Annotated in this window: 19 protein-coding genes and 1 tRNA gene; 15 read left to right on the forward strand and 5 right to left on the reverse strand. The window is 60.1% G+C overall.

The genetic code is table 11. The features are described 5' to 3' along the window. Positions 1–81 precede the first annotated feature (81 nt). The 8 genes from AC1DUR_RS00375 to AC1DUR_RS00410 all read left to right on the forward strand — a co-directional run bounded on the left by AC1DUR_RS00375 (position 82) and on the right by AC1DUR_RS00410 (position 8,678). On the forward strand, positions 82–1,908 hold the full coding sequence (locus AC1DUR_RS00375) for a nitrite/sulfite reductase (protein ID WP_477716815.1): 1,827 nt from the start codon (positions 82–84) through the stop codon (positions 1,906–1,908). Between the two features lie 39 nt (positions 1,909–1,947). Continuing rightward, the gene (locus AC1DUR_RS00380; protein ID WP_477716816.1) at positions 1,948–2,355 is read left to right on the forward strand and encodes a DUF934 domain-containing protein; all 408 of its coding nucleotides are present in this window, start codon (positions 1,948–1,950) and stop codon (positions 2,353–2,355) included. A 10-nt stretch (positions 2,356–2,365) separates the two neighbouring features. Further along, on the forward strand, positions 2,366–3,151 hold the full coding sequence (locus AC1DUR_RS00385) for a phosphoadenylyl-sulfate reductase (RefSeq protein ID WP_477716817.1): 786 nt from the start codon (positions 2,366–2,368) through the stop codon (positions 3,149–3,151). Further along, the gene (cysD, locus tag AC1DUR_RS00390) at positions 3,148–4,104 is read left to right on the forward strand and encodes a sulfate adenylyltransferase subunit CysD (protein ID WP_477716818.1); all 957 of its coding nucleotides are present in this window, start codon (positions 3,148–3,150) and stop codon (positions 4,102–4,104) included. The genes AC1DUR_RS00385 and cysD overlap by 4 nt, the downstream gene beginning before the upstream one ends. Next, the gene (locus AC1DUR_RS00395; RefSeq protein WP_477716819.1) at positions 4,104–5,420 is read left to right on the forward strand and encodes a sulfate adenylyltransferase subunit 1; all 1,317 of its coding nucleotides are present in this window, start codon (positions 4,104–4,106) and stop codon (positions 5,418–5,420) included. The genes cysD and AC1DUR_RS00395 overlap by 1 nt, the downstream gene beginning before the upstream one ends. Before the next feature lie 88 nt (positions 5,421–5,508). Then, positions 5,509–5,838 (forward strand): ferredoxin FdxA, encoded by a 330-nt coding sequence (gene fdxA, locus AC1DUR_RS00400; protein WP_477716820.1) that lies wholly within the window; start codon positions 5,509–5,511, stop codon positions 5,836–5,838. 68 nt (positions 5,839–5,906) lie between these two features. After that, complete coding sequence (locus AC1DUR_RS00405) at positions 5,907–7,007, forward strand: NAD(P)/FAD-dependent oxidoreductase (RefSeq protein WP_477721071.1); 1,101 nt, start codon at positions 5,907–5,909, stop codon at positions 7,005–7,007. Between the two features lie 363 nt (positions 7,008–7,370). Next, positions 7,371–8,678 (forward strand): purine-cytosine permease family protein, encoded by a 1,308-nt coding sequence (locus AC1DUR_RS00410; RefSeq protein ID WP_477716822.1) that lies wholly within the window; start codon positions 7,371–7,373, stop codon positions 8,676–8,678. On the opposite strand, the gene thiD is transcribed toward AC1DUR_RS00410, so the two are convergent. Beyond that, a complete protein-coding gene (gene thiD / locus AC1DUR_RS00415) occupies positions 8,662–9,507 on the reverse strand; it encodes a bifunctional hydroxymethylpyrimidine kinase/phosphomethylpyrimidine kinase (RefSeq protein WP_477716823.1) in 846 nt (281 codons plus the stop codon). The genes AC1DUR_RS00410 and thiD overlap by 17 nt on opposite strands. A gap of 252 nt (positions 9,508–9,759) precedes the next feature. Between thiD and AC1DUR_RS00420 the strand changes: the two genes are divergently transcribed. The 4 genes from AC1DUR_RS00420 to AC1DUR_RS00435 all read left to right on the forward strand — a co-directional run bounded on the left by AC1DUR_RS00420 (position 9,760) and on the right by AC1DUR_RS00435 (position 15,477). Continuing rightward, a complete protein-coding gene (locus AC1DUR_RS00420; protein ID WP_477716824.1) occupies positions 9,760–10,125 on the forward strand; it encodes an SPW repeat protein in 366 nt (121 codons plus the stop codon). Between the two features lie 226 nt (positions 10,126–10,351). Then, a complete protein-coding gene (locus AC1DUR_RS00425) occupies positions 10,352–12,739 on the forward strand; it encodes a penicillin-binding protein 1A (RefSeq protein ID WP_477716825.1) in 2,388 nt (795 codons plus the stop codon). A 118-nt stretch (positions 12,740–12,857) separates the two neighbouring features. Beyond that, positions 12,858–14,078 (forward strand): MFS transporter, encoded by a 1,221-nt coding sequence (locus tag AC1DUR_RS00430; RefSeq protein WP_477716826.1) that lies wholly within the window; start codon positions 12,858–12,860, stop codon positions 14,076–14,078. A gap of 301 nt (positions 14,079–14,379) precedes the next feature. Next, positions 14,380–15,477: a DUF2279 domain-containing protein gene (locus AC1DUR_RS00435; RefSeq protein WP_477716827.1), complete on the forward strand. Its 1,098-nt coding sequence runs from the start codon at positions 14,380–14,382 to the stop codon at positions 15,475–15,477. 188 nt (positions 15,478–15,665) lie between these two features. Here AC1DUR_RS00435 and AC1DUR_RS00440 read toward each other — a convergent pair. Beyond that, positions 15,666–15,741, reverse strand: a tRNA-Asn gene (locus AC1DUR_RS00440). A gap of 81 nt (positions 15,742–15,822) precedes the next feature. Beyond that, a complete protein-coding gene (locus AC1DUR_RS00445; protein ID WP_477716828.1) occupies positions 15,823–16,011 on the reverse strand; it encodes a hypothetical protein in 189 nt (62 codons plus the stop codon). On the opposite strand from AC1DUR_RS00445, the gene aat reads away from it, so the two are divergent. The 3 genes from aat (at position 16,010) to AC1DUR_RS00460 (ending at position 18,412) form a co-directional block, all read left to right on the forward strand. After that, a complete protein-coding gene (gene aat, locus AC1DUR_RS00450) occupies positions 16,010–16,777 on the forward strand; it encodes a leucyl/phenylalanyl-tRNA--protein transferase (RefSeq protein ID WP_477716829.1) in 768 nt (255 codons plus the stop codon). The genes AC1DUR_RS00445 and aat overlap by 2 nt on opposite strands. Next, positions 16,774–17,541, forward strand: a complete 768-nt coding sequence (locus AC1DUR_RS00455; RefSeq protein WP_477716830.1) for an arginyltransferase — start codon at positions 16,774–16,776, stop codon at positions 17,539–17,541. The genes aat and AC1DUR_RS00455 overlap by 4 nt, the downstream gene beginning before the upstream one ends. Before the next feature lie 91 nt (positions 17,542–17,632). After that, a complete protein-coding gene (locus AC1DUR_RS00460; protein WP_477716831.1) occupies positions 17,633–18,412 on the forward strand; it encodes an IclR family transcriptional regulator in 780 nt (259 codons plus the stop codon). A gap of 67 nt (positions 18,413–18,479) precedes the next feature. Here the strand turns inward: AC1DUR_RS00460 and pbpG are convergent, their stop codons facing one another. Then, the gene (pbpG, locus tag AC1DUR_RS00465) at positions 18,480–19,541 is read right to left on the reverse strand and encodes a D-alanyl-D-alanine endopeptidase (protein ID WP_477716832.1); all 1,062 of its coding nucleotides are present in this window, start codon (positions 19,539–19,541) and stop codon (positions 18,480–18,482) included. A 208-nt stretch (positions 19,542–19,749) separates the two neighbouring features. Next, on the reverse strand, positions 19,750–21,291 hold the full coding sequence (locus AC1DUR_RS00470) for a 2-isopropylmalate synthase (protein ID WP_477716833.1): 1,542 nt from the start codon (positions 21,289–21,291) through the stop codon (positions 19,750–19,752). Positions 21,292–21,316: the final 25 nt, after the last annotated feature.

Below are 21,316 nucleotides of genomic sequence, written 5' to 3' on the forward strand. Positions count from 1 at the left end.
TCGGCTACTATTTTTCCTTCCGTAGCTCACGCAGCTCCCTGAAAACCGTTTCATCCTGAACCGTTTGATACCCCGACAGCCATGTACCAATACACAGAATTTGACCGCCAGTTCGTAAAAGCCCGCGCCGACCAGTTCCGCGACCAGCTCACGCGCTGGCAGGCCGGCCAGTTGCCCGAAGACGAATTTCGGCCACTGCGACTGCAAAACGGCTGGTATGTGCAGCGTTATGCGCCCATGTTGCGCGTGGCGGTGCCTTACGGCGAGCTCTCCAGCGCCCAGCTGCGTGTGCTGGCCAAAATTGCCCGCGAATACGACCAGCCCAATGCCGCCCTGCTCGAAGGCGCGCAGGCCACCCAGGACAAGCTGGGCGCCATTCCGCTGAAAAACGGCCAGTCGGTGCATTCAAAACTGACCACGGGCTACGCCCACTTCACCACGCGCCAGAACGTCCAGTACAACTGGATTCCGCTGGACAAATCAGCCGACGTGATGGACCTGCTGGCCAGCGTCAACATGCATGGCATCCAGACCAGCGGCAACTGCATCCGCAACATCACCAGCGACGAACGTGCCGGCATTGCGGTCGACGAGATCGCCGACCCTCGCCCGTTTGGCGAAATCATGCGCCAATGGAGCACGCTGCACCCCGAGTTCTCTTTTTTGCCGCGCAAGTTCAAGATCGCCATCAGCGGCGCCAGGGAAGACCGTGCCGCCATTGGCTGGCACGACGTGGGCTTGCAACTGCTGCGCAACGCCGAGGGCGAGCTGGGCTTCAAGGTGCTGGTCGGCGGCGGCATGGGCCGCACGCCCATCATCGGCACGGTGATCCGCGAGTTCCTGCCCTGGAACCAGATCATGAACTACCTGGAAGCCGTTGTACGCGTGTACAACCGCTATGGCCGCCGTGACAATATTTACAAAGCCCGCATCAAGATTCTGGTGAAGGCTGAAGGGCAGCGCTACATCGACGACGTCGAGGCCGAATACAAGCAGATCATGGAGCACGACGGTGGCCCGCACACCATCACGCAAGCCGAATACGACCGCGTGGCCGCCTGCTTCGTGGAGCCCACCCTCAGCTGCGACCGCAAGGAAGCCGACGCCAAGATCGCCCACATCCTGCGCGCTGCGGCCGAAGACGATGTCGAATTTGGCCGCTGGCTGCAGCAAAACGTCGCGCCGCACCAAAACCCGGACCTGCGCGCCGTGACGCTGTCCTTCAAGCGCCTGGGCCAGGCCCCCGGCGACGCCACGGCGGCCCAGCTTGAGACTGCCGCCGACCTGGCCGAGCGCTTCAGCGCCGGTGAAGTGCGCGTGACGCACGAGCAAAACCTGCTGCTGCCCTGGGTGCGCTGCGACGAGCTGCCCGAGCTCTGGCGCGCCGCCCGCAAGGCAGGCTTTGCCAAGCCCAACATCAAGCTGCTGACCGACATGATTGCCTGCCCCGGCGGCGATTTCTGCGCACTGGCCAATGCACGCTCCATTCCTATTGCCGAAGCCATCACCGAGCGCTACCAGGACCTGGACGAGCTGCATGACCTGGGCGAGATTGACCTGCACATCAGCGGCTGCATCAACTCCTGCGGCCACCACCACAGCGGCCACATCGGCATTCTGGGTGTCGACAAGGACGGCAAGGAGTGGTACCAGGTGTCGCTGGGCGGCTCGGACGGCTCTACGTTGTCTGGCCCTGCCGTGCCCGGCAAGGCCGTTGGCCCCTCTTTCTCGGCGGCGGAAGTGCCTGAAGTGATCGAAGCGGTGCTGGAAACCTACCGCCAGCAGCGCGAAGGGGGCGAGACCTTTATTGCAACGCTGCGCCGCGTCGGTGCCGAGCCCTTCAAGGCTGCTGCGAATGGTGCGCGTTTTAGCGCCACCCGCGCCGAGACGGCCGAAACGGCCGCCTGAGGCGCCCACCTTGCCGCACCTTCCAAGGACAAAATTACCATGAAATTAATAGCTTCTAGCGCCCACTCGACAGGGATGGCAGGCCAAAATGTCATTGAACTGGCAAATGACGCCGATCCATTCCAGGTCTCCCTTGAGGGCGTGGACCGCATTGACCTGAACTTTCCCAAATTCACTGACGGCCGGGCCTTCAGCCAGGCATTCCTGCTGCGTCGCCGGCTCGGCTTCAAGGGCGAGATCCGCGCCACTGGCGATGTGCTGGTCGACCAGCTGGCGCAAATGGAGCGCAGCGGCTTTGACGTGGCCGTGCTGCGCGCCGACCAGGACATGGCCATCGCCCAGCGCGTGCTGGCCGCCTACCCCGGCTACGGCGTGGGCAAGTACCAGGGCGATGCAATCGACATCCAGCCGCATTTTGTGACCGCGGCAATATCCTCTGCAACCTGAAAGTCAGACCATGGGTGCCATTTCCCTTTACGCGAAGGCGTCGCCAGACTTTGCGGAAAAACTCGCGCGCAGCCTGGCCTTGCTGAAGTCATCCGCCGCCAGCCATGCCCCGCTGACCCAGGCCTCCAGCCTGGGCGCGGAAGACATGGTGGTCACGCATTTGCTGCAGGAAGCCGGCATTGACTGCAGCATTTTTGTGCTGGACACCGGCATGCTGCACGCCGAAACCGTGGCGCTGATTGGCCGCATCGAAGAACGCTACCAGCGCAAGGTCGATGTGTATCGCCCGGTCGAGAGCACCGCCTCGGCCTTCGTGCAAACGAACGGCCCGGATGCAATGTACAAAAGCCTGGAATTGCGCAAGGAATGCTGCCACTTTCGCAAGATGGAGCCGCTGGAGCGCGCCCTCGCCGGCAAAAATGGCTGGCTGACCGGCCTGCGCCGTGAGCAGTCCAGCGCCCGCGCCGAAGTGCATGACATCGAACAGCAGGCCGAGCGCGTGAAAATCAATCCGCTGGCCGACTGGACCTGGGGCGATGTATGGCACTACATCGCGCTGAACGCCATTCCCTACAACCCGCTGCACGACCAGTTCTTCCCCAGCATCGGCTGCGCGCCCTGCACTCGCGCCGTCACGCTCGGTGAAGACTTCCGCTCGGGCCGCTGGTGGTGGGAGCAGGAAAGCGCCAAGGAATGCGGCCTGCATGTGGCGGCCGACGGCACCCACGAAGCCCAGGAGCCTGCAGCCTTCGAACCCCTGTCCAGCATCATTCCCATCCGGCAGGTCCCCACATGAACGCCCGCACCGAACCCCATATGCTCAGTAATCCACCCCATGTCCTAAGCAACGCCCATCTTGACGCGCTGGAGGAGGAAGCCATTTTCATCCTGCGTGAAGTGGCCGCCGCTTTCGAGCGCCCCACCCTGCTGTTTTCCGGCGGCAAGGACTCGCTGGTCTTGCTTAAATGCGCCGAGAAGGCATTTATCGACAAAGAACGTGGCGGCAGCATCCCCTACCCGCTGCTCATGATCGATACCGGCCACAACTTCCATGAGGTGACCGACTTCAGGGACTACCGCGCCAAGCAGCTGAGTGCCAACCTGGTGGTGCGCAGTGTCGAAGATTCGATGAAGCGCGGCACGGTGCGCCTGGCACATCCGGGCGAGTCTCGCAACGTGCACCAGTCGGTGACGCTGCTCGAGGCCATTGACGAATTCCGCTTTGACGCGTTGATCGGCGGCGCCCGGCGTGACGAAGAAAAAGCCCGCGCCAAGGAGCGAATTTTTTCGCACCGTGACGCCTTTGGCCAGTGGCAACCCAAGGCGCAGCGCCCCGAACTGTGGACGCTGTTCAACACCCGCCTGCAACCCGGCGAGCATTTCCGCGTGTTTCCGATTTCCAACTGGACGGAACTGGACGTGTGGCAATACATCGAGCGCGAGAAGATCGAGCTGCCGTCGCTGTATTACGCCCACCAGCGCCAGGTGGTGGAGCGCAAGGGCCTGCTGGTGCCCGTGACCGAATTGACGCCATTGCGTGACGGTGAACAGGCCGAAGAAAGAACCGTGCGTTTTCGCACCGTGGGCGACATCACCTGCACCTGCCCGGTGGAAAGCCCGGCAGCCACAGCGGCCGAGATCGTGATTGAAACGCTGGCCGCCGATGTCAGCGAGCGCGGCGCCACCCGCATGGACGACAAAACCTCCGATGCCTCCATGGAAAAGCGGAAAAAAGAAGGATATTTCTGATGAGCACGCCCCTTGTTGAAACCGCCAGCCTGGCCGCCGCAGCGACGGCCCAGGACACGCGTGCCGCCCTGCGTTTTGTCACCTGCGGCAGCGTCGACGATGGCAAGAGCACGCTGATTGGCCGCCTGCTGGTCGACAGCCGCGCCGTGCTGCAGGACCACCTGGCCGGCGTGCAGCGCGGCGGTGAGACCGACCTGGCCCTGCTGACCGATGGCCTGTCTGCCGAGCGCGAACAGGGCATCACCATTGACGTGGCCTACCGGTACTTTTCCACCGAGAGCCGCAAGTTCATCATTGCCGATGCCCCGGGCCACGAACAATACACCCGCAACATGGTCACGGCAGCATCGAGCGCCGACGCCGCTGTGGTGCTGGTTGACGCGACCAAGCTGACCTGGGAGGCGCCTTCGCCCGAACTGCTGCCGCAGACCCGCCGCCATTCGCTGCTGGTCGACCTGCTGCGCGTGCCGTCCATCGTCTTTGCCATCAACAAGCTCGACGCGGTTGCCAATCCGGCCCTGGCCTTCGCCCATATCAGCGCAGCCTTGAGCCAGTTTGCCGATGAGGCGAAAATTCCGGTCAAGGCCATCGTGCCGGTGTCGGCCCTGATTGGCTACAACGTGGTGGATGCGCATCCCGGCTGGTGCGATTACCAGGGCCCCAGTTTGCTGGAGATTCTGGAGCACCTTCCCGCCACGCCGGCCGATACGTCGGAGGCTTTTGCCTTTCCGGTGCAATGGGTGGAGAAGTTTTCATCCAGCGCCGACACCTCGCAGGGACGCCGTATCTTTTGGGGTCGCATTGCCAGCGGCGCGGTACAACCGGGCCAGCAGATTACTGTGCTGCCGGGCGGGAAAACCGCCACCGTGGCCCAGGTCCTGGACCACACGCGCCAGCCCAAGGCGGTATTGGCCGGGCACGGCGCCGGCATCATCCTGGACCGCGAACTGGACGTATCGCGCGGTGACTGGTTGCTGGCCGAGGGTGGATTCGAACCGCCGCTGGGCGTGCGCGAAATCACCGCAGAGGTTGCCTGGATGGATGACGAACCCCTGGTACCGGGCCGCATGTACTGGGCCTTGCAGGGCCACCGCTGGGTCAAGGCCAAAATCAAGCGTATCGTCCACCAGGTGAACATCAATACCCTGGAGACCCACGACGCAACGCACCTGGACGCGAACGCCATCGGCGTCGTCGAGTTGGCCCTGTTGGAGCCGATTCCGGCACGGCCCTACCTGCAGTCCCGCATTCTCGGCTCGCTGGTGCTGGTGGACACGGCGTCACACAAAACATCCGGCGCCGCACTGGTTCTTTAAGCTGCCAAGGCACTTTCAATTCACTGCTTCAACCCTATTACTGGAAACCTCTTAAAATCAAGGGTTTCCACCGATCAGCCAATACAACATGACACACATCGTCTCCGAATCCTGCATCCGCTGCAAATACACCGACTGTGTTGACGTTTGCCCCGTGGACTGCTTCCGCGAAGGCCCCAACATGCTGGTGATTGATCCGGACGAGTGCATTGACTGCGCCGTGTGCATTCCGGAGTGCCCCGTCAACGCCATCTATGCCGAGGAAGATGTGCCGGCTGACCAATTGCAGTTCATCAAGCTCAATGCCGAACTGAGCCGCGCCGCGGGCTGGAAAAGCATCACCAAGCGCAAAGACGCCCTGCCCGACGCGGAAGAGTGGAAAGACAAGACCGCGAAGCTGGACGAGCTGGTGCGCTGAAACTCGCGCGCTGCCGATCCCGCCCGGGCTATTTAGCCCGAGCTATTTAATAAGCAAGTCAAGAAAAAATGGAACCTCAACTGAATCAAGAAGTGATCAATACCGCAGCCCAGCATGATGGCCCCATCGAAACCGATGCCGTCATTGTGGGCGCCGGTCCTGTCGGCCTTTTTCAGGTGTTCGAACTGGGCCTGTTGGAGATCAAGGCCCACGTGATCGACTCCCTCGCCTATCCCGGCGGCCAATGCATTGAGCTCTACCCCGACAAACCGATTTATGACATTCCTGCAGTGCCCATGTGCACTGGCAAAGAGCTGACCGACTCACTGCTCAAGCAGATCGAGCCGTTTGGCGCGACCTTTCACTTTGGCCAAGAAGTCAGCGTTGTCGAAAAACAGGAAGACGGCCGCTTTTTTGTCGAGACATCCAAGGGCACCAAATTCCTGACCAAGACGATTTTTATTGCTGCCGGCGTGGGCGCTTTCCAGCCCAAGCTGCTGCGTGTCGACGGCCTGGAGCAGTTTGACAATACCCAGCTGTTTTATCGCGTCAAAAACCCGGCCGACTTTGCCGGCAAGAATCTGGTGATTGTTGGCGGTGGTGATTCCGCGCTCGACTGGGCATTGAACTTTGTGGCTGAAGGCCCCAACAAGGCTGAAAGCGTGATCCTGGTTCACCGCCGTGACGGGTTCAAGGCGGCGCCTGCCAGCGTAACCAAAATGAAGGACCTCTGCGACGCTTACGAGATGCAGTTCATCGTGGGCCAGGTGACCGGCTACGACGAAAAGAATGGAAAAATGACCGGTGCCAAGGTGACGGGCGCCGATGGTGTGACCCGCGTCGTACCGCTCGATGTGCTCCTGGTATTTTTTGGCCTCAGCCCCAAGCTGGGACCCATTGCCCACTGGGGGCTGGATATCGAGCGCAAGCAGCTCATGGTGGACACTGAAAAGTTTTCCACCAACATTCCAGGCATCTTTGCCGTGGGTGACATCAACACCTACCCCGGCAAGAAAAAACTGATTCTCAGCGGATTTCACGAATGTGCCCTGGCCGCATTCGGTGCTGCGCCCTTTATTTTCCCGGACAAGAAAATCCATCTGCAATACACGACAACCAGTCCCAAGCTGCACAAGGTGCTGGGTGTCGAGTCGCCGGTGTTTGACTGAGTCCCGGTAGACGCCTCCGAAAAAAGCCCGCCGCGTGCGGGCTTTTTCGTGCCTGCGGATGGTTGCGCGGGACCGGTCTGTCACCGCCATCGGTTTGGCTTATCAGTTGACCCATCCATCACCTTCCGTCGTTTAGCCTGTTGTTTAGCCCCTCTGTGGGGTCATCATCTAGAATCAAAAACCGCATTGTTCGTGCATCCGCTGGGAATGTCGCTGCTTGCCGCCGTGGCGCGCAGCAACTGAGAAAGTCCCTTTGAACCCGTTTGAAGTCATCCTCGCGCAGGCAAGCATGTGTCCAGTTGCTGCCTCGCGGCGCCCACCGTGCCGACCAGTCATGGACGAACGGAGCAGTTGATGGCCACCATGCCGACATCACCCCCCTCTCCCCCCTCCTCCAGCGCAGGCAATACCGCACTCACGCCGCTGGCGGCGCATGAGCGCCTGTTCGGCTGGCGCGATCATGCCGCGCTCTGGCTCAGCCTCGGCGTCGGCCTGCTCGTCATGCAGGTCGGTGCCTACCTGGTGCCCGCACTGGGCGCCAGGGCAGCCCTGGGGGTCATTGTCTGCGGCTCGGTCATTGGCGCGGGTTTGCTGGCCTGGACCGCCAGAATCGGCTGTGACAGCGGTCTCTCAAGTGCCGGCCTGATGCATGCCACTTACGGAAGCAGCTTCGCGCGCCTGCCCGTGCTGCTGAATATCGTGCAGCTCATCGGCTGGACCACATTCGAACTCGTCATCATGCGCGACGGCACAGTGGCCATTGCACGCCAGTCCGGCGGTTTTTCCGGCACCTTCTGGCCCATCCTGGCCACGGCGCTCTGGGGCGGCATACTGCTGGCCCTGCTGTCGGGCTCCATGGTGAAACTGGTGCGCAAATTCATAGGCCGCTACGGTCTGCCGCTGGTGATCGCCTCCTTGTTGTGGCTAAGCTGGCAGTTTCTTGCAAGGGCAAACCATCAGGGCATCGCCGCGCTGTGGAATCGCCCCGGCGAAGGCGGCATGAGCACACTGCAAGCGCTCGATCTGGTGATCGCCATGCCGGTCTCATGGTTGCCCCTGGTCGCAGACTTTGCGCGACACGGGCGTGACGGCAAAAGCGCCCTGCGCGGCACCTGGCTGGGCTATGCCATTGCCAATACCTGGTGCTATGCGCTGGGCGTGCTGGTGGCCCTGACGACGCCCGGCACCGACCTGGTGGCGGCGCTGTTGCTGGCGCAAGGCGGCCTGCTTGCGCTGGGGCTGATTCTGATCGACGAAGTGGACAACGCGTACGGCGATGTTTACTCAGGCTCGGTCGCAGGCCACAGCCTCAAGCCCAACTGGAGCGTGCGGGCCTGGGGCATGGCGCTGGCTCTGCTGTGTACGGCGCTGGCCCTGGTGCTGCCCATGCACAGCCTGGAGCCGTTTTTGCTGATGCTCAGTTCAGTCTTTGTACCGCTGTACGGCGTCATTCTGGCGAGATTGGCCGGGCACCCCGAGGTGGCGCTGCTCGTTACCAGGCGCAAGGTCAACACCAGCGCCGTGCTTATCTGGCTGCTGGGGATTGCCTGTTACCACCTCTGCGCACAACTGGCGCCTGGCTGGGGCGCCGCCCTGCCCACGCTGGTACTGACGTTTGTGCTGGCGGGCCTCACACGTGTGAGCCGTCCAGGGGTCAACCTAGAGGCTTGAGCCGCATGGCTTGGGGTGCGTAACCATGGTTGAGGGGCCCGCTGCCGGCACCGGTGCGCACGTTGGCACCGGCCTCCAACGCCGCGCGCACATAGGCCCGTGCCAGCTGTACAGCGCCCAGCAGTGAGGCCCCCAGCGCCAGGTGCGCGGCAATCGCGGACGACAGGGTACAGCCCGTGCCATGGGTGTTGCGGCTATGAATGCGCGGGGCGCGCATCCAGTGCAGCTCCCCGCTGCTGGTAACCAATAAATCACTCACCACCTCGCCGGCCAAATGCCCCCCTTTAAGCAAAACCGCCCGCGCGCCTTTTGCCAGCAGCTCTTGTGCAGCGATCTGCATTGCCCCCTCGCTGTCCAGCGGCCGGCCAACCAGCAATGAAGCCTCATCCAGATTTGGCGTGACCACGGCTGCACGCCAAAACAGCTCATTGACCAGTACAGCAATAGCCGGGTTGTCGATCAGCATGGCACCGCTGGTGGCAACCATCACCGGGTCCAGCACCACATTTTTGAGCCCATGGCGATCGATGGCCTGAGCCACGGTTTGCACAATATCCGGGGCATGCAACATGCCAATCTTCACCGCGTCCAGACCCACATCCTCGACCACTGCATCAATCTGGTCCCGCAGCATCGCCGGCGGAACGCCGTGAATAGCCCGAACGCCCAAGGTGTTTTGAGCGGTCAGCGCGGTGATCGCCGTCATGCCGTAGCAACCCAGCGCGGCAAAGGTTTTCAAATCCGCCTGAATGCCGGCGCCGCCGCTGCTGTCGGACCCCGCAATCGAAAGTACGCGCGGGTATTCAAATTCAAAAACTTGATTCATCATTCCTGATTCCGGTCCATTTCACGCTTGCAGCCGGCCCACTGTATACGGGATGGCTACCTCCACTGAAGTGTATTGCGCCGGCCTGAACAGATGCCACAGACGCCAGCAAGGCTGCTTTTCCGCCCAAGGCGGCCTTCCCGAACCTTTGTACCCAGGAACCGCGGGGGAAGCGATGAACGGGGGAACAAAGTTGGGGGTGACCGGTCTAAATTCTGTCACTTGGTGATATTTCCAGTGACAGGAGGTGTAATCATGAGGCAACCGAAGCATTGGCAAGACCCCTTAAATGCCCTTGTCGGGGTATGGGTCATTCTTTCACCTTGGGCTCTGGGATTTCAGGACACACAGGTGGCCATGGCGAATGCGGTCGTCTTTGGGCTGGCCCTGCTGGCCGCGGCGCTGGGGGCAACCTTCGTTCCGCGCGCATGGGAGGAATTGACCGAAGGCGCAATCGGGCTGTGGCTGATGGCCTCGCCTTGGGCACTCGGGTTCAGCATGCATCGCAATGCCATGCTGAGTACGCTGATTGCGGGGATAGTTGTCGCCGCGCTGGCTCTGTGGACGCTGTTGATTGACAAAGACTACAACGGCTGGTTGCGCGAGCGAATAGCGCACTGATCCACGTACCGACCGCTGCCCTGGCCGGTGCGGGCGGGCCTTGAACTTCTGGACAGTGCAGCTTATTGCAGCACCGGCTGAGTGCGTACCTGCTGAGCATTGCAATTACCAATAACCCCATGCAGTGGGCGGGGGTGCTGCTGTTTCTGAAAACCATGTCGGACCATGCCGCCAGCACGCCCGGCACGCGGCCCCCGCCAGGCGCTCAGCCCTACACTGGGGGCTGATGAAAAAAATTCTTGTCCGCCTCCAACCCCTTGCTATTGACGTACTTCACCGACTGCGCCACCCTACCCGGCGCGGCGTGGTTTTAGCGCTGGCGGCCTTGCCTGTGCTGTTGCTGCTGTATGTGCTGGTCCTGATTCCTTTTACCCCGAGCATCAAGGACGTCAGAAAAGCCAAATTGCAGCAGCCTGCGGTGGTCCTGTCAGCGGATGGGAAAGAACTGGCCCTGTTCAAGCGCGCCAACCGCGACTGGGTCAAGCTCGCCGACATTTCGCCCAACGTGGTAGCTGCGCTGATCACCACCGAGGACCACCGTTTTTATGAGCACCACGGTGTCGACATCAGGCGAACGGTCTCCTCGGTGTTTCATACTTTTACCGGCGACCTGCAGGGCGGCTCGACCATCACGCAGCAACTCGCGCGCAACCTGTACCCCGAGGAGGTCGGTCGCGCGCGGAGTTTGACGCGCAAGTTCAAGGAGGTCATCACGGCATTGAAAATTGAGGCCGTTTATACCAAGCAGGAGATTCTTGAAACCTACCTGAACACCGTGCCCTTCCTCTACAACGCCTATGGCATTGAAATGGCGGCGCGCACTTATTTCGACAAATCGGCTGACGAGCTGGATGTGCTGGAGAGCGCCACGCTGATCGGCATGTTGAAGGGCACCAGTTATTACAACCCGGTGTTGAACCCTGAGCGCGCCGTGCAGCGCCGCAACACCGTGCTCGGCCAAATGGCCAAGCACCAGAAGCTGGACGCCAACAGGCTGGAGGCACTGAAGAAAAGGCCGTTGAAGATAGATTTCGAGCGGCAGACCGAGCCGTTAGGCATGGCGCCTCACGTTGCGCAGCACCTGCGCAAATGGCTGATCGAATGGGCCGACCGCAACGACTACAACATTTACGCCGATGGCCTGGTGGTACGCACCACCATCGATTCGCGGCTGCAAAGACTGGCCAGCCAGGCGGTGGTGCGCCAGGCCAACAGCCTGCAGGCCTCAGCCAACGCCGAGTGGGGACCACGGGCCTGGGGCACAAGAAAAGAGCTGGTACGCGCCCTTGTGCGGGACACGCGCGACTACAAAACCGCACGTGAGTCAGGACAGACCGACGAGCAGGCGCTAAAGCAGGTACAGGCCGATGCGGCCACGATGCGGGCGCTGCGCGAGGACAAGACCCGCCTGCAGGCCGGCTTTGTGGCCATGGACCCGAGAAACGGACATGTGATGGCCTGGGTCGGCAGCCGTGACTTTGCACAGGACCAGTTCGACCACGTGCAACAGGCGCGCAGGCAGCCCGGCTCGACCTTCAAGCCCTTTGTTTACGGCGCAGCCTTCGAGCAGGGCGCCCAACCCACCGACGCTTTTGTAGACCAGGCGGTGGAGATACCGCTGGGGGGCGGCACCGTCTGGCGACCCACCGACGCCGGCACGCCCAGTGGATTGACGATGACCCTGCGCGACGGGCTGGTGTATTCCAAGAACACCATCACCGCCCAGGTCATGCAGACGGTAGGGCCCGCGAAGGTAGCCAAACTGGCCCATGCCATGGGCGTGCGCCAAAGCAAGCTGGAGGAGGTGCCATCGCTCGCACTCGGAACCAGCCCGGTCACCTTGAAGGAAATGGTCTCGGCCTACAGCACCATCGCCAATAGCGGCAACTACATTGAGCCGATTCTGGTCACCGCTGTAGAAGACCGCCATGGGAAGGTGCTTGAAGCGTTCCAAGCCAAACCGCCGGAGCAGGCCATGTCGCTGGCCCATGCACAAACGCTGGTCGATGTGATGCGCGGCGTCATTGACCAGGGCACCGGTGCCGGCATTCGCAGCCGGTACGGCATTCAGGCCGACGTGGCGGGCAAGACCGGCACCACCCAGGACAACACCGATGGCTGGTTTATCCTGATGCACCCGCAGCTCGTGGCCGGGGCCTGGGTCGGCTTCAACGATAACCGGGTGACGATGGGCGACTACTGGGGGCAAGGCGCCCGCAGCGCACTGCCCATCGTCGGTGACTTCTTTGCGCAGTCGCTGCGTACACGGGTGATAGACCAGCAGGCACGATTTTCCGCACCGCAAAACGGTGGCATGGCGGGTCAGGTAAATGACTGGTTCAGCAGCCTGTTCCCCCCCAGCCCCGCACAGCCACCAGCACCGGTTCCCGACGCCGAGGTTATTCCGGCACCCGAACCAGCCACGCCGCCCACGCCCGCGGCGCCATCAGTCCTTGTTTTGCCTAACGCGCCTTCGCAAGCGGGGGCGCCCCCCGGCGCCACGGATCCGCGGTTCGTGTTCGTCCCCTCCCGACCGACCGCCCCACCCGATCGCGGCGGCGTCCCTATCCTGCGAGAATCCACGGCACCTGAAAACCCCAGCACCGGGCAGTAAGCCCTCAAACACCCCCGGCAGGTACGTTGGCCGGCGCTGCCTACAATCTACCGGCACAGGCGTCCGGCTCCAACCCGTACTGAACTGGCGCACCCGATCTGCCTGACTTCATTCATCAATGAACACCGCTTCTGTCACCCTCTCTGCGGCTACGCGACGTTCCGTCCTGCTGCTGTCGTTTGCCACCTTTGCCAGCATGGCGGTACAGCGTATTTGCGACGCAATGCTGCCCGAGCTGTCGCGCACTTTTTCCGCAAGCCTTGCGCAGGCAGCGCAGGTGGTCTCGGTATTTGCGGTGGTGTACGGCCTGGCCCAGCTGGTTTATGGCCCACTGGGCGACCGGTTGAGCAAGTTCGGCATCGTCACCTTTGCCACGCTGTCGTGTTGCGCTGGTAGCCTTATGTCGGTTTTTGCTGTCAGCCTGGACATGCTGGTGCTGGCGCGTGTCATGGTTGCGCTGGGCGCCGCGGCCATTATTCCGCTATCCATGGCATGGATCGGCGACACAGTCGCCTACGAGCTGCGCCAGGAAACGCTGGCACGTGTCGGCCTTGGCACCACGCTGGGCATTGTGTGTGGCCAGCTGGTAGGTGGCTTGCTGACCGACACGCTGGGTTGGCGCTGGGCGTTCGGTCTCATGACGCTGCTGTTCGGCGTGGTGGGATCGCTTCTCTACGTCGACCGGCGCCGCCAGCAAGCTGCGCACGTACCGGTCACCAGCACCGAACCCATCGTTCGCCCTGGTTTTGTGGCGCAGGCGCTCATCATCGTCACCGGGCCATGGTCGCGCATCGTGCTGGCAGTTGCTTTTGTCGAAGGCGCGGCGGGCTTCGGCGTTCTGGCCATCTGGGCGTCGCATCTGCACCGGGCGCAGGGCCTGTCGCTGTCGGCGGCTGGTGCCATTGTGGCGCTGTTCGGTCTGGGCGGCATGCTTTATATGGCGGTGGCGCGCCACCTGATTCGCCGCCTGGGTGAACAGGGGCTTACCGTGCTGGGGGTCTGCCTGATGGGGCTGTCTGCCCTGGTGCTGGGGTTCACGCCGCACTGGTTGCCCAGCCTTCCGGCGTGCCTGATCGCCGGCTTTGGCTTCTTCATGTTCCACAACACCATGCAGACCAATGCCACGCAGATGGCGCCCAAGGCGCGCGGCACAGGCGTGTCGCTTTTCGCCTCGGCACTCTTCATGGGCCAGTCGGTCGGCGTGTTGCTGGCCGCCGGCCTGGTGGAGCGGATTGGCTCCGGTTCCGTGATCGCGCTGGGAGGTGGCGTGCTGGTAACCATCGGCATTTTCTTCGCGCGGGCCTTGCGCCGGCGTGAGGAGTTGATGCGCCGGCAGTGAATTCAGGGCGCGATCACAGAAAGACAAAGGGCCTGCACTTTACCTTTACGTGCGGGCCCTTGCTTTCTTTATATCGCTCCTCAACCTGGGCTCGAGCCAGGGGCCTACGGTGAAACAGGGGGGATAAAAATCCTTACTTTTCAATAACTTATACCCACCTTCGCTCATCACATTTCGCCAGGAACTGCCAAGCTTGTCACGGCAAAACCGCACCTTTGGAATTAGAGGACCCGCACAGGAGTAGCTGAAAATACACTGCGACTCTCATAATGCCTGCAGGCAATTAACAAGGACCAGCGGCATGTACATCCTCCTTAAGCCTCGAAACCTCTGCGCAGGCTTGCTGATCGCCGCAGTCAGTCTATTTTCTACCTCCAGTATTGCATCGCCGCCGTCCACCATCGACGAAAGACTGATCTTCGCCTCRCAACTTTCAATAGCGCTGCAAGATGACCGGGAAGTTGCTGTACTGAACAACGCCACCGCCGCGGCTATGACACCGGATACCGCCGGGACTCCCGCTGCCCAGCCAGCAGGCGATCAGCCGCGAACGCTTGTAGACGAAGCATCTGCTGCAGCAGAACCTGTACCCGCGCAGCCTGCAGTGCTCAATGAAAGAACCACACGCTTTCGCACTGCTGCGCTGATGGCCACCAGCATCGGCGGAACGCTGGCCTACGGGCGGGCCAAGTGGTGGCGAAACGGGTTCGCCGGCGGCTTTAAGACCGTCAATGAAGGATGGTTCGGCCAGGACACGAATTCTGGGGGCGCCGACAAGCTCGGCCATGCCATGTTTGCCTATACCGGTACCCGGTTGTTGACGCGGGCTTTCGAGTGGGCGGGCAACGATTCAACAACCGCCTTGAAGCTGGGTCTATGGACATCGGTCGGTACCTTGATGGGGGTCGAGCTGATCGATGGCTTTTCCAAGAAATGGCGCTTCTCAAAAGAAGATGCCGTGGCCAATCTTGCAGGCGGCGCACTGGCTTATATGATGGAGCGCAACCCGAAGCTGGACGCGCTGATCGATCTACGACTTCAATACAGCTCGCCGTCAGGAGGGCACAAATTCGATCCGTTTGGCGACTATTCCAGCCAGCGCTACCTGCTGGTGCTCAAGGCCAGCGGCGTGCCGGAATTCAAGCAGCACCCGCTGCTCAAGTACCTTGAGATTAACCTCGGCTACGGAACGCGCAACTTCGACACAAACTCGCGTGCGCTGACTCCGCCGGCCCGCCACGCCTACTTCGGCATATCACTCAACCTGTCGGAACTGCTGCGCAACACGGTTTACAAGGGCAACGCCAGTCCCTCGCGTACCCAGCGCGTGACCGAGACCTTCTTCGAGTTCATACAAATCCCCGCCGCCACAATGCAGGCCGATCACGTCATCCGTTGACTGGTTGACGGCTACCCGGTGGAAACCGAGCCCGACATAAGCCAGTCGCGCCAAGCTGACCACAGCCGCCAACAAAGTTGAGTACCTGTGAAGCACTGGATATTAGACAGCTGCCTAATACTTGTCTAAAAGTAAAAAAGCCCACTACCATTTCGATAGCGGGCTTTTCAATGCCGATGCGGCTTATATGGCTCCTCAACCTGGGCTCGAACCAGGGACCTACGGATTAACAGTCCGGCGCTCTACCAACTGAGCTATTGAGGAATACAGCCTTAGATTATAGCGTCATTTTTCTCCACTTTTCCGTGCGACGCATTCTTATCAACGCACCTCATCGGCAGTCTTTTATTCCACAAACAACAAACAAGGATCGCCGATTTTTATACAGGACACATTTGCTATCGATTTAATAGCAAAAACATCAAGCCCTGCCAATCCACTGCGCCCACTCAAAGCTGCCAGCTCAGCTACCATCTGCAGATGTCTCTCCTGAAACATTTTTAAAGCCCTCATGTTGCCGAGATTCTGAGCCATGGGAAAACTGCCGCGCCCCGTACCCTGGCTTGCCGCCGGGGAGAATTTTCCTCCGCTGGAATTCGCTTGGGGGCGTCACGACCCTGCCCCCGGTCTGTTGGCCGCTGGCGCGGCGCTTGATGTGCCAACGTTGATTCAGGCTTATTCGCGCGGGATTTTCCCCTGGTTTAGTCTGGGCCAGCCGGTGCTCTGGTGGAGTCCAGACCCTCGCATGGTGCTGCATACCGAAAAATTCAAGCTGCATCGATCCCTGCGCAAAAGCCTGAATCGTTTTTTGGACGATCCAGAATGCGAAATACGGTTTGACAGTGCCTTTGACCGCGTTATCAAAGCCTGCGCCAGCCAACCCCGTGCGGGCCAGCCAGGCACCTGGATTGTTCCGGACATGGTGCAAGCCTACTGCGCCCTGCATCGGGCCGGGCACGCCCATAGCGTAGAAACATGGTCACGGGGCGAGTTGGTTGGCGGCCTGTACTGCGTGAAGCTGGGGCGGATGGTCTTTGGAGAATCCATGTTCGCTCATCAGACCGACGCCTCCAAGATTGCACTGGCTGCGCTGGTGGGCTTTTGCCGCGCCCACCAGATCACCATGATCGACTGCCAGCAAAACACCCGGCATTTGGCATCCCTTGGGGCGGCTGAAATTGACCGCACCACTTTCGCGACCCATCTCGGTCAAAACGTGGGGAAAACCACTCCCGCCTGGCAATTTGAAACCGTATACTGGAATCAGATACTGGCGGCTGAAAAGCCGAGGCTACCGTGACGCACCTCAAAGATCTGCCCCTGCAAACCTTGCAGTTTTATGCAACGGCACCCTATCCCTGCAGCTACCTGCCGGGAAGGCAGGCCCGTTCTCAGGTTGCTACCCCGAGTCACCTCATCCACAACGACGCCTATTCGGAGCTTGTGACCAACGGGTTTCGGCGTAGTGGCATGTTTACCTACCGGCCTTATTGCGATGGATGCCAGGCCTGCGTTCCGCTTCGTGTGCCCGTCAAAAGCTTTAAGGCAGATCGCAGCCAGCGACGCGCGTGGAACCGGCATCGCACGATGCAGGCACGCGTACTCAAGCTGTGTTTCATGCCAGAGCACTACCAGCTCTACCTGCGCTACCAGAACGGCCGGCATGCGGGCGGGGGCATGGACCACGACAGCATCGACCAGTACACGCAATTCCTGCTGCAAAGCCGCGTGAATTCGCGTCTGGTGGAGTTTCGGGAAAGCCTGCCCAATGGCGAGGCAGGCGCCCTGAAAATGGTCTCCATTCTCGACGTGCTGGAAGACGGGATCTCGGCGGTTTACACGTTTTACGAACCGGACGCCCGAGCCAGCTATGGCAACTACAGCGTCCTTTGGCAAATAGAGCAGGCCAGGCGGCTTGAGTTGCCTTACGTGTATCTGGGTTACTGGATCGCTCAAAGTCCCAAAATGAGCTACAAGGCCGGATTCAAACCGAACGAAGTACTGCTGAACGGCCAATGGACACTCTCCCACCCCGCTATGGCCCCGGAACATAAAACGGATTGATCTGGCCGAAGGACTCATCACCGAAATAGCCTCGAACAAAATCAATAGGTGCATTGCGATTTCACAGGGTAAAATTTAGTACGTAATACCCATGAAAAAGCCAGACACTGCCCTTGCCTCTACCCCAACCGTTCAGGTGATTGAACGCATGTTCACTTTGCTTGAAATTCTCGCCAATCGCGAAGAGGCGGTCTCCCTCAAGGAGATCAGTGAAAAATCAGGGCTTCACCCCTCCACCGCCCACCGTATCCTGAACGACCTGGCCACCGGGCGTTTTGTGGACCGTCCGGCAGCAGGCAACTATCGGCTGGGCATGCGTCTCCTGGAGCTGGGCAATCTCGTCAAAGCGCGGTTGAACGTACGCGACGCAGCGCTTACGCCGATGCGCGAGCTGCACAAGCTCACTCAACAACCCGTCAACCTGAGCATGCGCCAGGGTGATGAAATTGTGTACGTAGAACGTGCTTACAGTGAGCGATCCGGAATGCAGGTGGTGCGTGCCATCGGTGGGCGGGCACCGCTGCATTTGACTTCGGTCGGCAAGCTGTTTCTGGCTTTTGACGACCCACAACGGCTGCGCGCCTACGCCACTCGTACCGGCCTGTCGGGCCAAACCCGTAACAGCATCACCCAGTTATCGGTACTGGAGCGCGAACTGTCAAAGGCGCGACAATACGGCATTGCGCGCGACAATGAAGAGTTGGAGTTGGGCGTGCGCTGCATGGCAGCCGGTATCTACGACGATCAGAACAGGCTGGTGGCTGGTCTTTCCATTTCGGCCCCCGCCGACAGGCTTGATGAGCACTGGCTACCCAAGCTGCAGGCGACTGCCAACGAAATTTCAGCGGCGCTGGGCTACAAAGCCAAGTAAAAGAGGCTGTCCACCCGGCTCTGCGCATGGGCCGCGATGACACAACGCGGGGCACCCCCGCCAGACATCAACCACCAATTTGCTTGGCTGAAGCGCTGATGTCTATCTTGTTATCGGTCAAAGGAGTTGACTCTACCCAGCGACGCACGCGCTCGGCATCACCCAGGCGACTGAGCTTGCCAGCGGAATCGAGAAACACCATGATCAGCTTGCGGCCCGCAATTTTGGTCTGCATCACGAGACATTGACCCGCTTCAGAGATATAGCCGGTTTTCTGCAGGCCGATATCCCACTCCGGATTCTTCACCAAACGGTTCGTGTTGTTGTACTGCAGCGTACGCTTGCCGACAGCCACCTGATAGCCGGTCGACGTGGACAATTCACGAAGCATCGGGTCTCCATGCGCCGCATTGACCAGCGCGGCCAAATCTTGCGCGCTGGACTGGTTACGGCTGGAAAGGCCCGTTGGTTCGACATAGCTGGTGTCATTCATACCCAGCATCTTTGCCTTGGCGTTCATCAGATTGACGAATGTGGGCATGCCGCCAGGGTAAGTACGGCCCAGGGCATGCGCTGCACGATTCTCGCTGGACATCAGGGCCAGATGGAGTAATTCTCCGCGGGTCAGCGTGGTGCCGACCCTGAGCCGTGAGCTGCTGCCTTTTTCGGTGTCGACGTCATCCTGCGTCACCGTGATCATCTCGTCCATGGGCAGCTTTGCACCGCTGATGATGACGCCGGTCATCAATTTGGTGAGTGAAGCAATCGGCAATACGGCGTGGTCATTTTTACTGAACAGTACTTCACGCGTATCCTGGTCAATGACCAGCGCCACACTAGACTTCAATTCCAGTGGATCCTGGGCCCCATGCAGGCCGGCCATCTGACCGAAAGAAGGTTTGCCGGGAATAGCCGCGCGAACAATGGTTCTACCTTTTGTGCCCGCTGTAAACCGGGCACTCTTGCGGGCCGTGACAGCTTTTTTGGTAACAGTTGTCTTCGCGGCGCGCTGCTTTTTTACAATTTCGGTCTTGTCAGTTGCCGCGTTGGATACCGGCATTGCAAGTCCAGCAAACAAAGCCAGGAATCCAACGATTTTTAATGCGCGATTGAAAATCTGATGAGACATGGTGAATTTTGCCTGCCGTGGATTGCAATGTAAGTAATGGATGCAGTGTATACAAATAGAAAAAGTCACGCAATATCAAAAACTTGCGTGACTTTCCTAAAAACTCATCAGTTTCGGGGGGAAGTTCTACAACTCAGATTGAGATTTTCGCTATGACATCACTCTAAGTCATTGAATATAAACAATATTTAAGCCAACGACTGGGAGATCAACCCTGTGCAGCAACGCGGTCAGCCTTGCTCTGAAGCTTGTTCAACGCGCTAAGGTAGGCTTTCGCCGACGCCACCACAATATCCGGGTCCGCCCCAACGCCATTCACCACGCGTCCATTATTTTGTAACCGCACGGTCACTTCACCCTGGCTCTCGGTGGATCCGCTGATGGCGTTCACGGAATACAGCACCATCTCCGCTCCGCTTTTCACATGCGTTTCGATGGCCTTGAGCGAGGCATCTACCGGGCCGTTACCGTCTGACTCGCCGCGCATTTCCTTGCCAGCCACGGTGAATACAACGACCGCATGCGGCCGCTCACCGGTTTCGCTGTGCTGTGCCAGGGACACGAATCCATATTGCTCCTGGTCATGATGAATGATGCTTTCGTCACTGACCAGCGCCAGGATGTCTTCGTCGAAAATCTCGCTTTTCCGGTCGGCCAGTTCCTTGAACCTGGCAAATGCCGTATTGATGTCGGCTTCGCTTTCCAGCGACACGCCAAGATCCTGCAATCGCTGCTTGAAGGCATTGCGGCCACTGAGCTTGCCCAACACCATTTTGCTGGCACTCCAGCCCACATCTTCGGCACGCATGATCTCGTATGTCTCGCGCGCCTTCAGCATGCCGTCCTGGTGAATACCCGACGCGTGCGCAAAGGCGTTTGCGCCCACCACGGCCTTGTTGGGCTGCACCACGAAGCCGGTGGTCTGGCTGACCATGCGACTTGCAGCCACGATATGCAGCGGATCAATGTTCATGTCGAGCTTGAAATAGTCCTTGCGTGTTTTCACGGCCATGACGATTTCTTCAAGTGAGCAGTTGCCGGCGCGTTCACCGAGTCCGTTGATCGTGCATTCCACTTGCCGCGCACCGCCGATCATCACGCCCGCCAGTGAATTGGCAACCGCCATGCCCAAGTCATTGTGGCAATGAACGGACCAGATGGCCTTGTCACTATTGGGCACGCGTTCACGCAGCGTCTTGATGAAGTGACCGTACAACTCCGGCACGGCATACCCCACGGTGTCCGGAACATTAATGGTCGTGGCGCCCTCGTCAATCACGGCTTCAAGGACGCGGCACAGGTAGTCAACGTCGCTGCGATAGCCGTCCTCGGGACTGAACTCGACATCCGCCACCAGATTGCGCGCAAAACGCACCGAGAGCCTGGCCTGTTCAAGTACCTGCTCCGGTGTCATCCGCAGCTTCTTTTCCATGTGCAACGCACTGGTAGCGATGAAGGTATGAATACGGGCGTTGTTGGCGCCTTTGAGTGCTTCAGCGGCGCGAGAAATATCACGGTCATTGGCGCGCGACAGCGAGCAGATGGTGGAATCCCTGATCGTATTGGCGATCGCCTGCACGGCCTCGAAATCGCCGTTGGAGCTTGCTGCGAATCCGGCCTCGATCACATCAACTTTGAGACGCTCCAGCTGGCGCGCAATGCGCAGTTTTTCATCTTTCGTCATGGACGCGCCGGGCGACTGCTCGCCATCGCGCAAGGTGGTATCAAAAATGATAAGTTTGTCGGTCATGGCAAGCTCCTGATGGGCTGGTCGG

Source organism: Polaromonas sp. P4_F4 (assembly GCF_056401355.1).

Bases quoted from the DNA above. Each gene is read 5' to 3' on its own strand.
- AC1DUR_RS00395 (WP_477716819.1), top strand. From the start codon at position 4,104: ATGAGCACGCCCCTTGTTGAAACCGCCAGCCTGGCCGCCGCAGCGACG.
- AC1DUR_RS00420 (WP_477716824.1), top strand. From the start codon at position 9,760: ATGAGGCAACCGAAGCATTGGCAAGACCCCTTAAATGCCCTTGTCGGG.
- aat (WP_477716829.1), top strand. From the start codon at position 16,010: ATGGGAAAACTGCCGCGCCCCGTACCCTGGCTTGCCGCCGGGGAGAAT.
- AC1DUR_RS00470 (WP_477716833.1), bottom strand. From the start codon at position 21,291: ATGACCGACAAACTTATCATTTTTGATACCACCTTGCGCGATGGCGAG.
- AC1DUR_RS00460 (WP_477716831.1), top strand. From the start codon at position 17,633: ATGAAAAAGCCAGACACTGCCCTTGCCTCTACCCCAACCGTTCAGGTG.
- fdxA (WP_477716820.1), top strand. From the start codon at position 5,509: ATGACACACATCGTCTCCGAATCCTGCATCCGCTGCAAATACACCGAC.
- thiD (WP_477716823.1), bottom strand. From the start codon at position 9,507: ATGATGAATCAAGTTTTTGAATTTGAATACCCGCGCGTACTTTCGATT.
- AC1DUR_RS00375 (WP_477716815.1), top strand. From the start codon at position 82: ATGTACCAATACACAGAATTTGACCGCCAGTTCGTAAAAGCCCGCGCC.
- cysD (WP_477716818.1), top strand. From the start codon at position 3,148: ATGAACGCCCGCACCGAACCCCATATGCTCAGTAATCCACCCCATGTC.
- AC1DUR_RS00410 (WP_477716822.1), top strand. From the start codon at position 7,371: ATGCCGACATCACCCCCCTCTCCCCCCTCCTCCAGCGCAGGCAATACC.
- AC1DUR_RS00405 (WP_477721071.1), top strand. From the start codon at position 5,907: ATGGAACCTCAACTGAATCAAGAAGTGATCAATACCGCAGCCCAGCAT.
- AC1DUR_RS00385 (WP_477716817.1), top strand. From the start codon at position 2,366: ATGGGTGCCATTTCCCTTTACGCGAAGGCGTCGCCAGACTTTGCGGAA.
- AC1DUR_RS00425 (WP_477716825.1), top strand. From the start codon at position 10,352: ATGAAAAAAATTCTTGTCCGCCTCCAACCCCTTGCTATTGACGTACTT.
- AC1DUR_RS00430 (WP_477716826.1), top strand. From the start codon at position 12,858: ATGAACACCGCTTCTGTCACCCTCTCTGCGGCTACGCGACGTTCCGTC.
- pbpG (WP_477716832.1), bottom strand. From the start codon at position 19,541: ATGTCTCATCAGATTTTCAATCGCGCATTAAAAATCGTTGGATTCCTG.
- AC1DUR_RS00445 (WP_477716828.1), bottom strand. From the start codon at position 16,011: ATGGCTCAGAATCTCGGCAACATGAGGGCTTTAAAAATGTTTCAGGAG.
- AC1DUR_RS00380 (WP_477716816.1), top strand. From the start codon at position 1,948: ATGAAATTAATAGCTTCTAGCGCCCACTCGACAGGGATGGCAGGCCAA.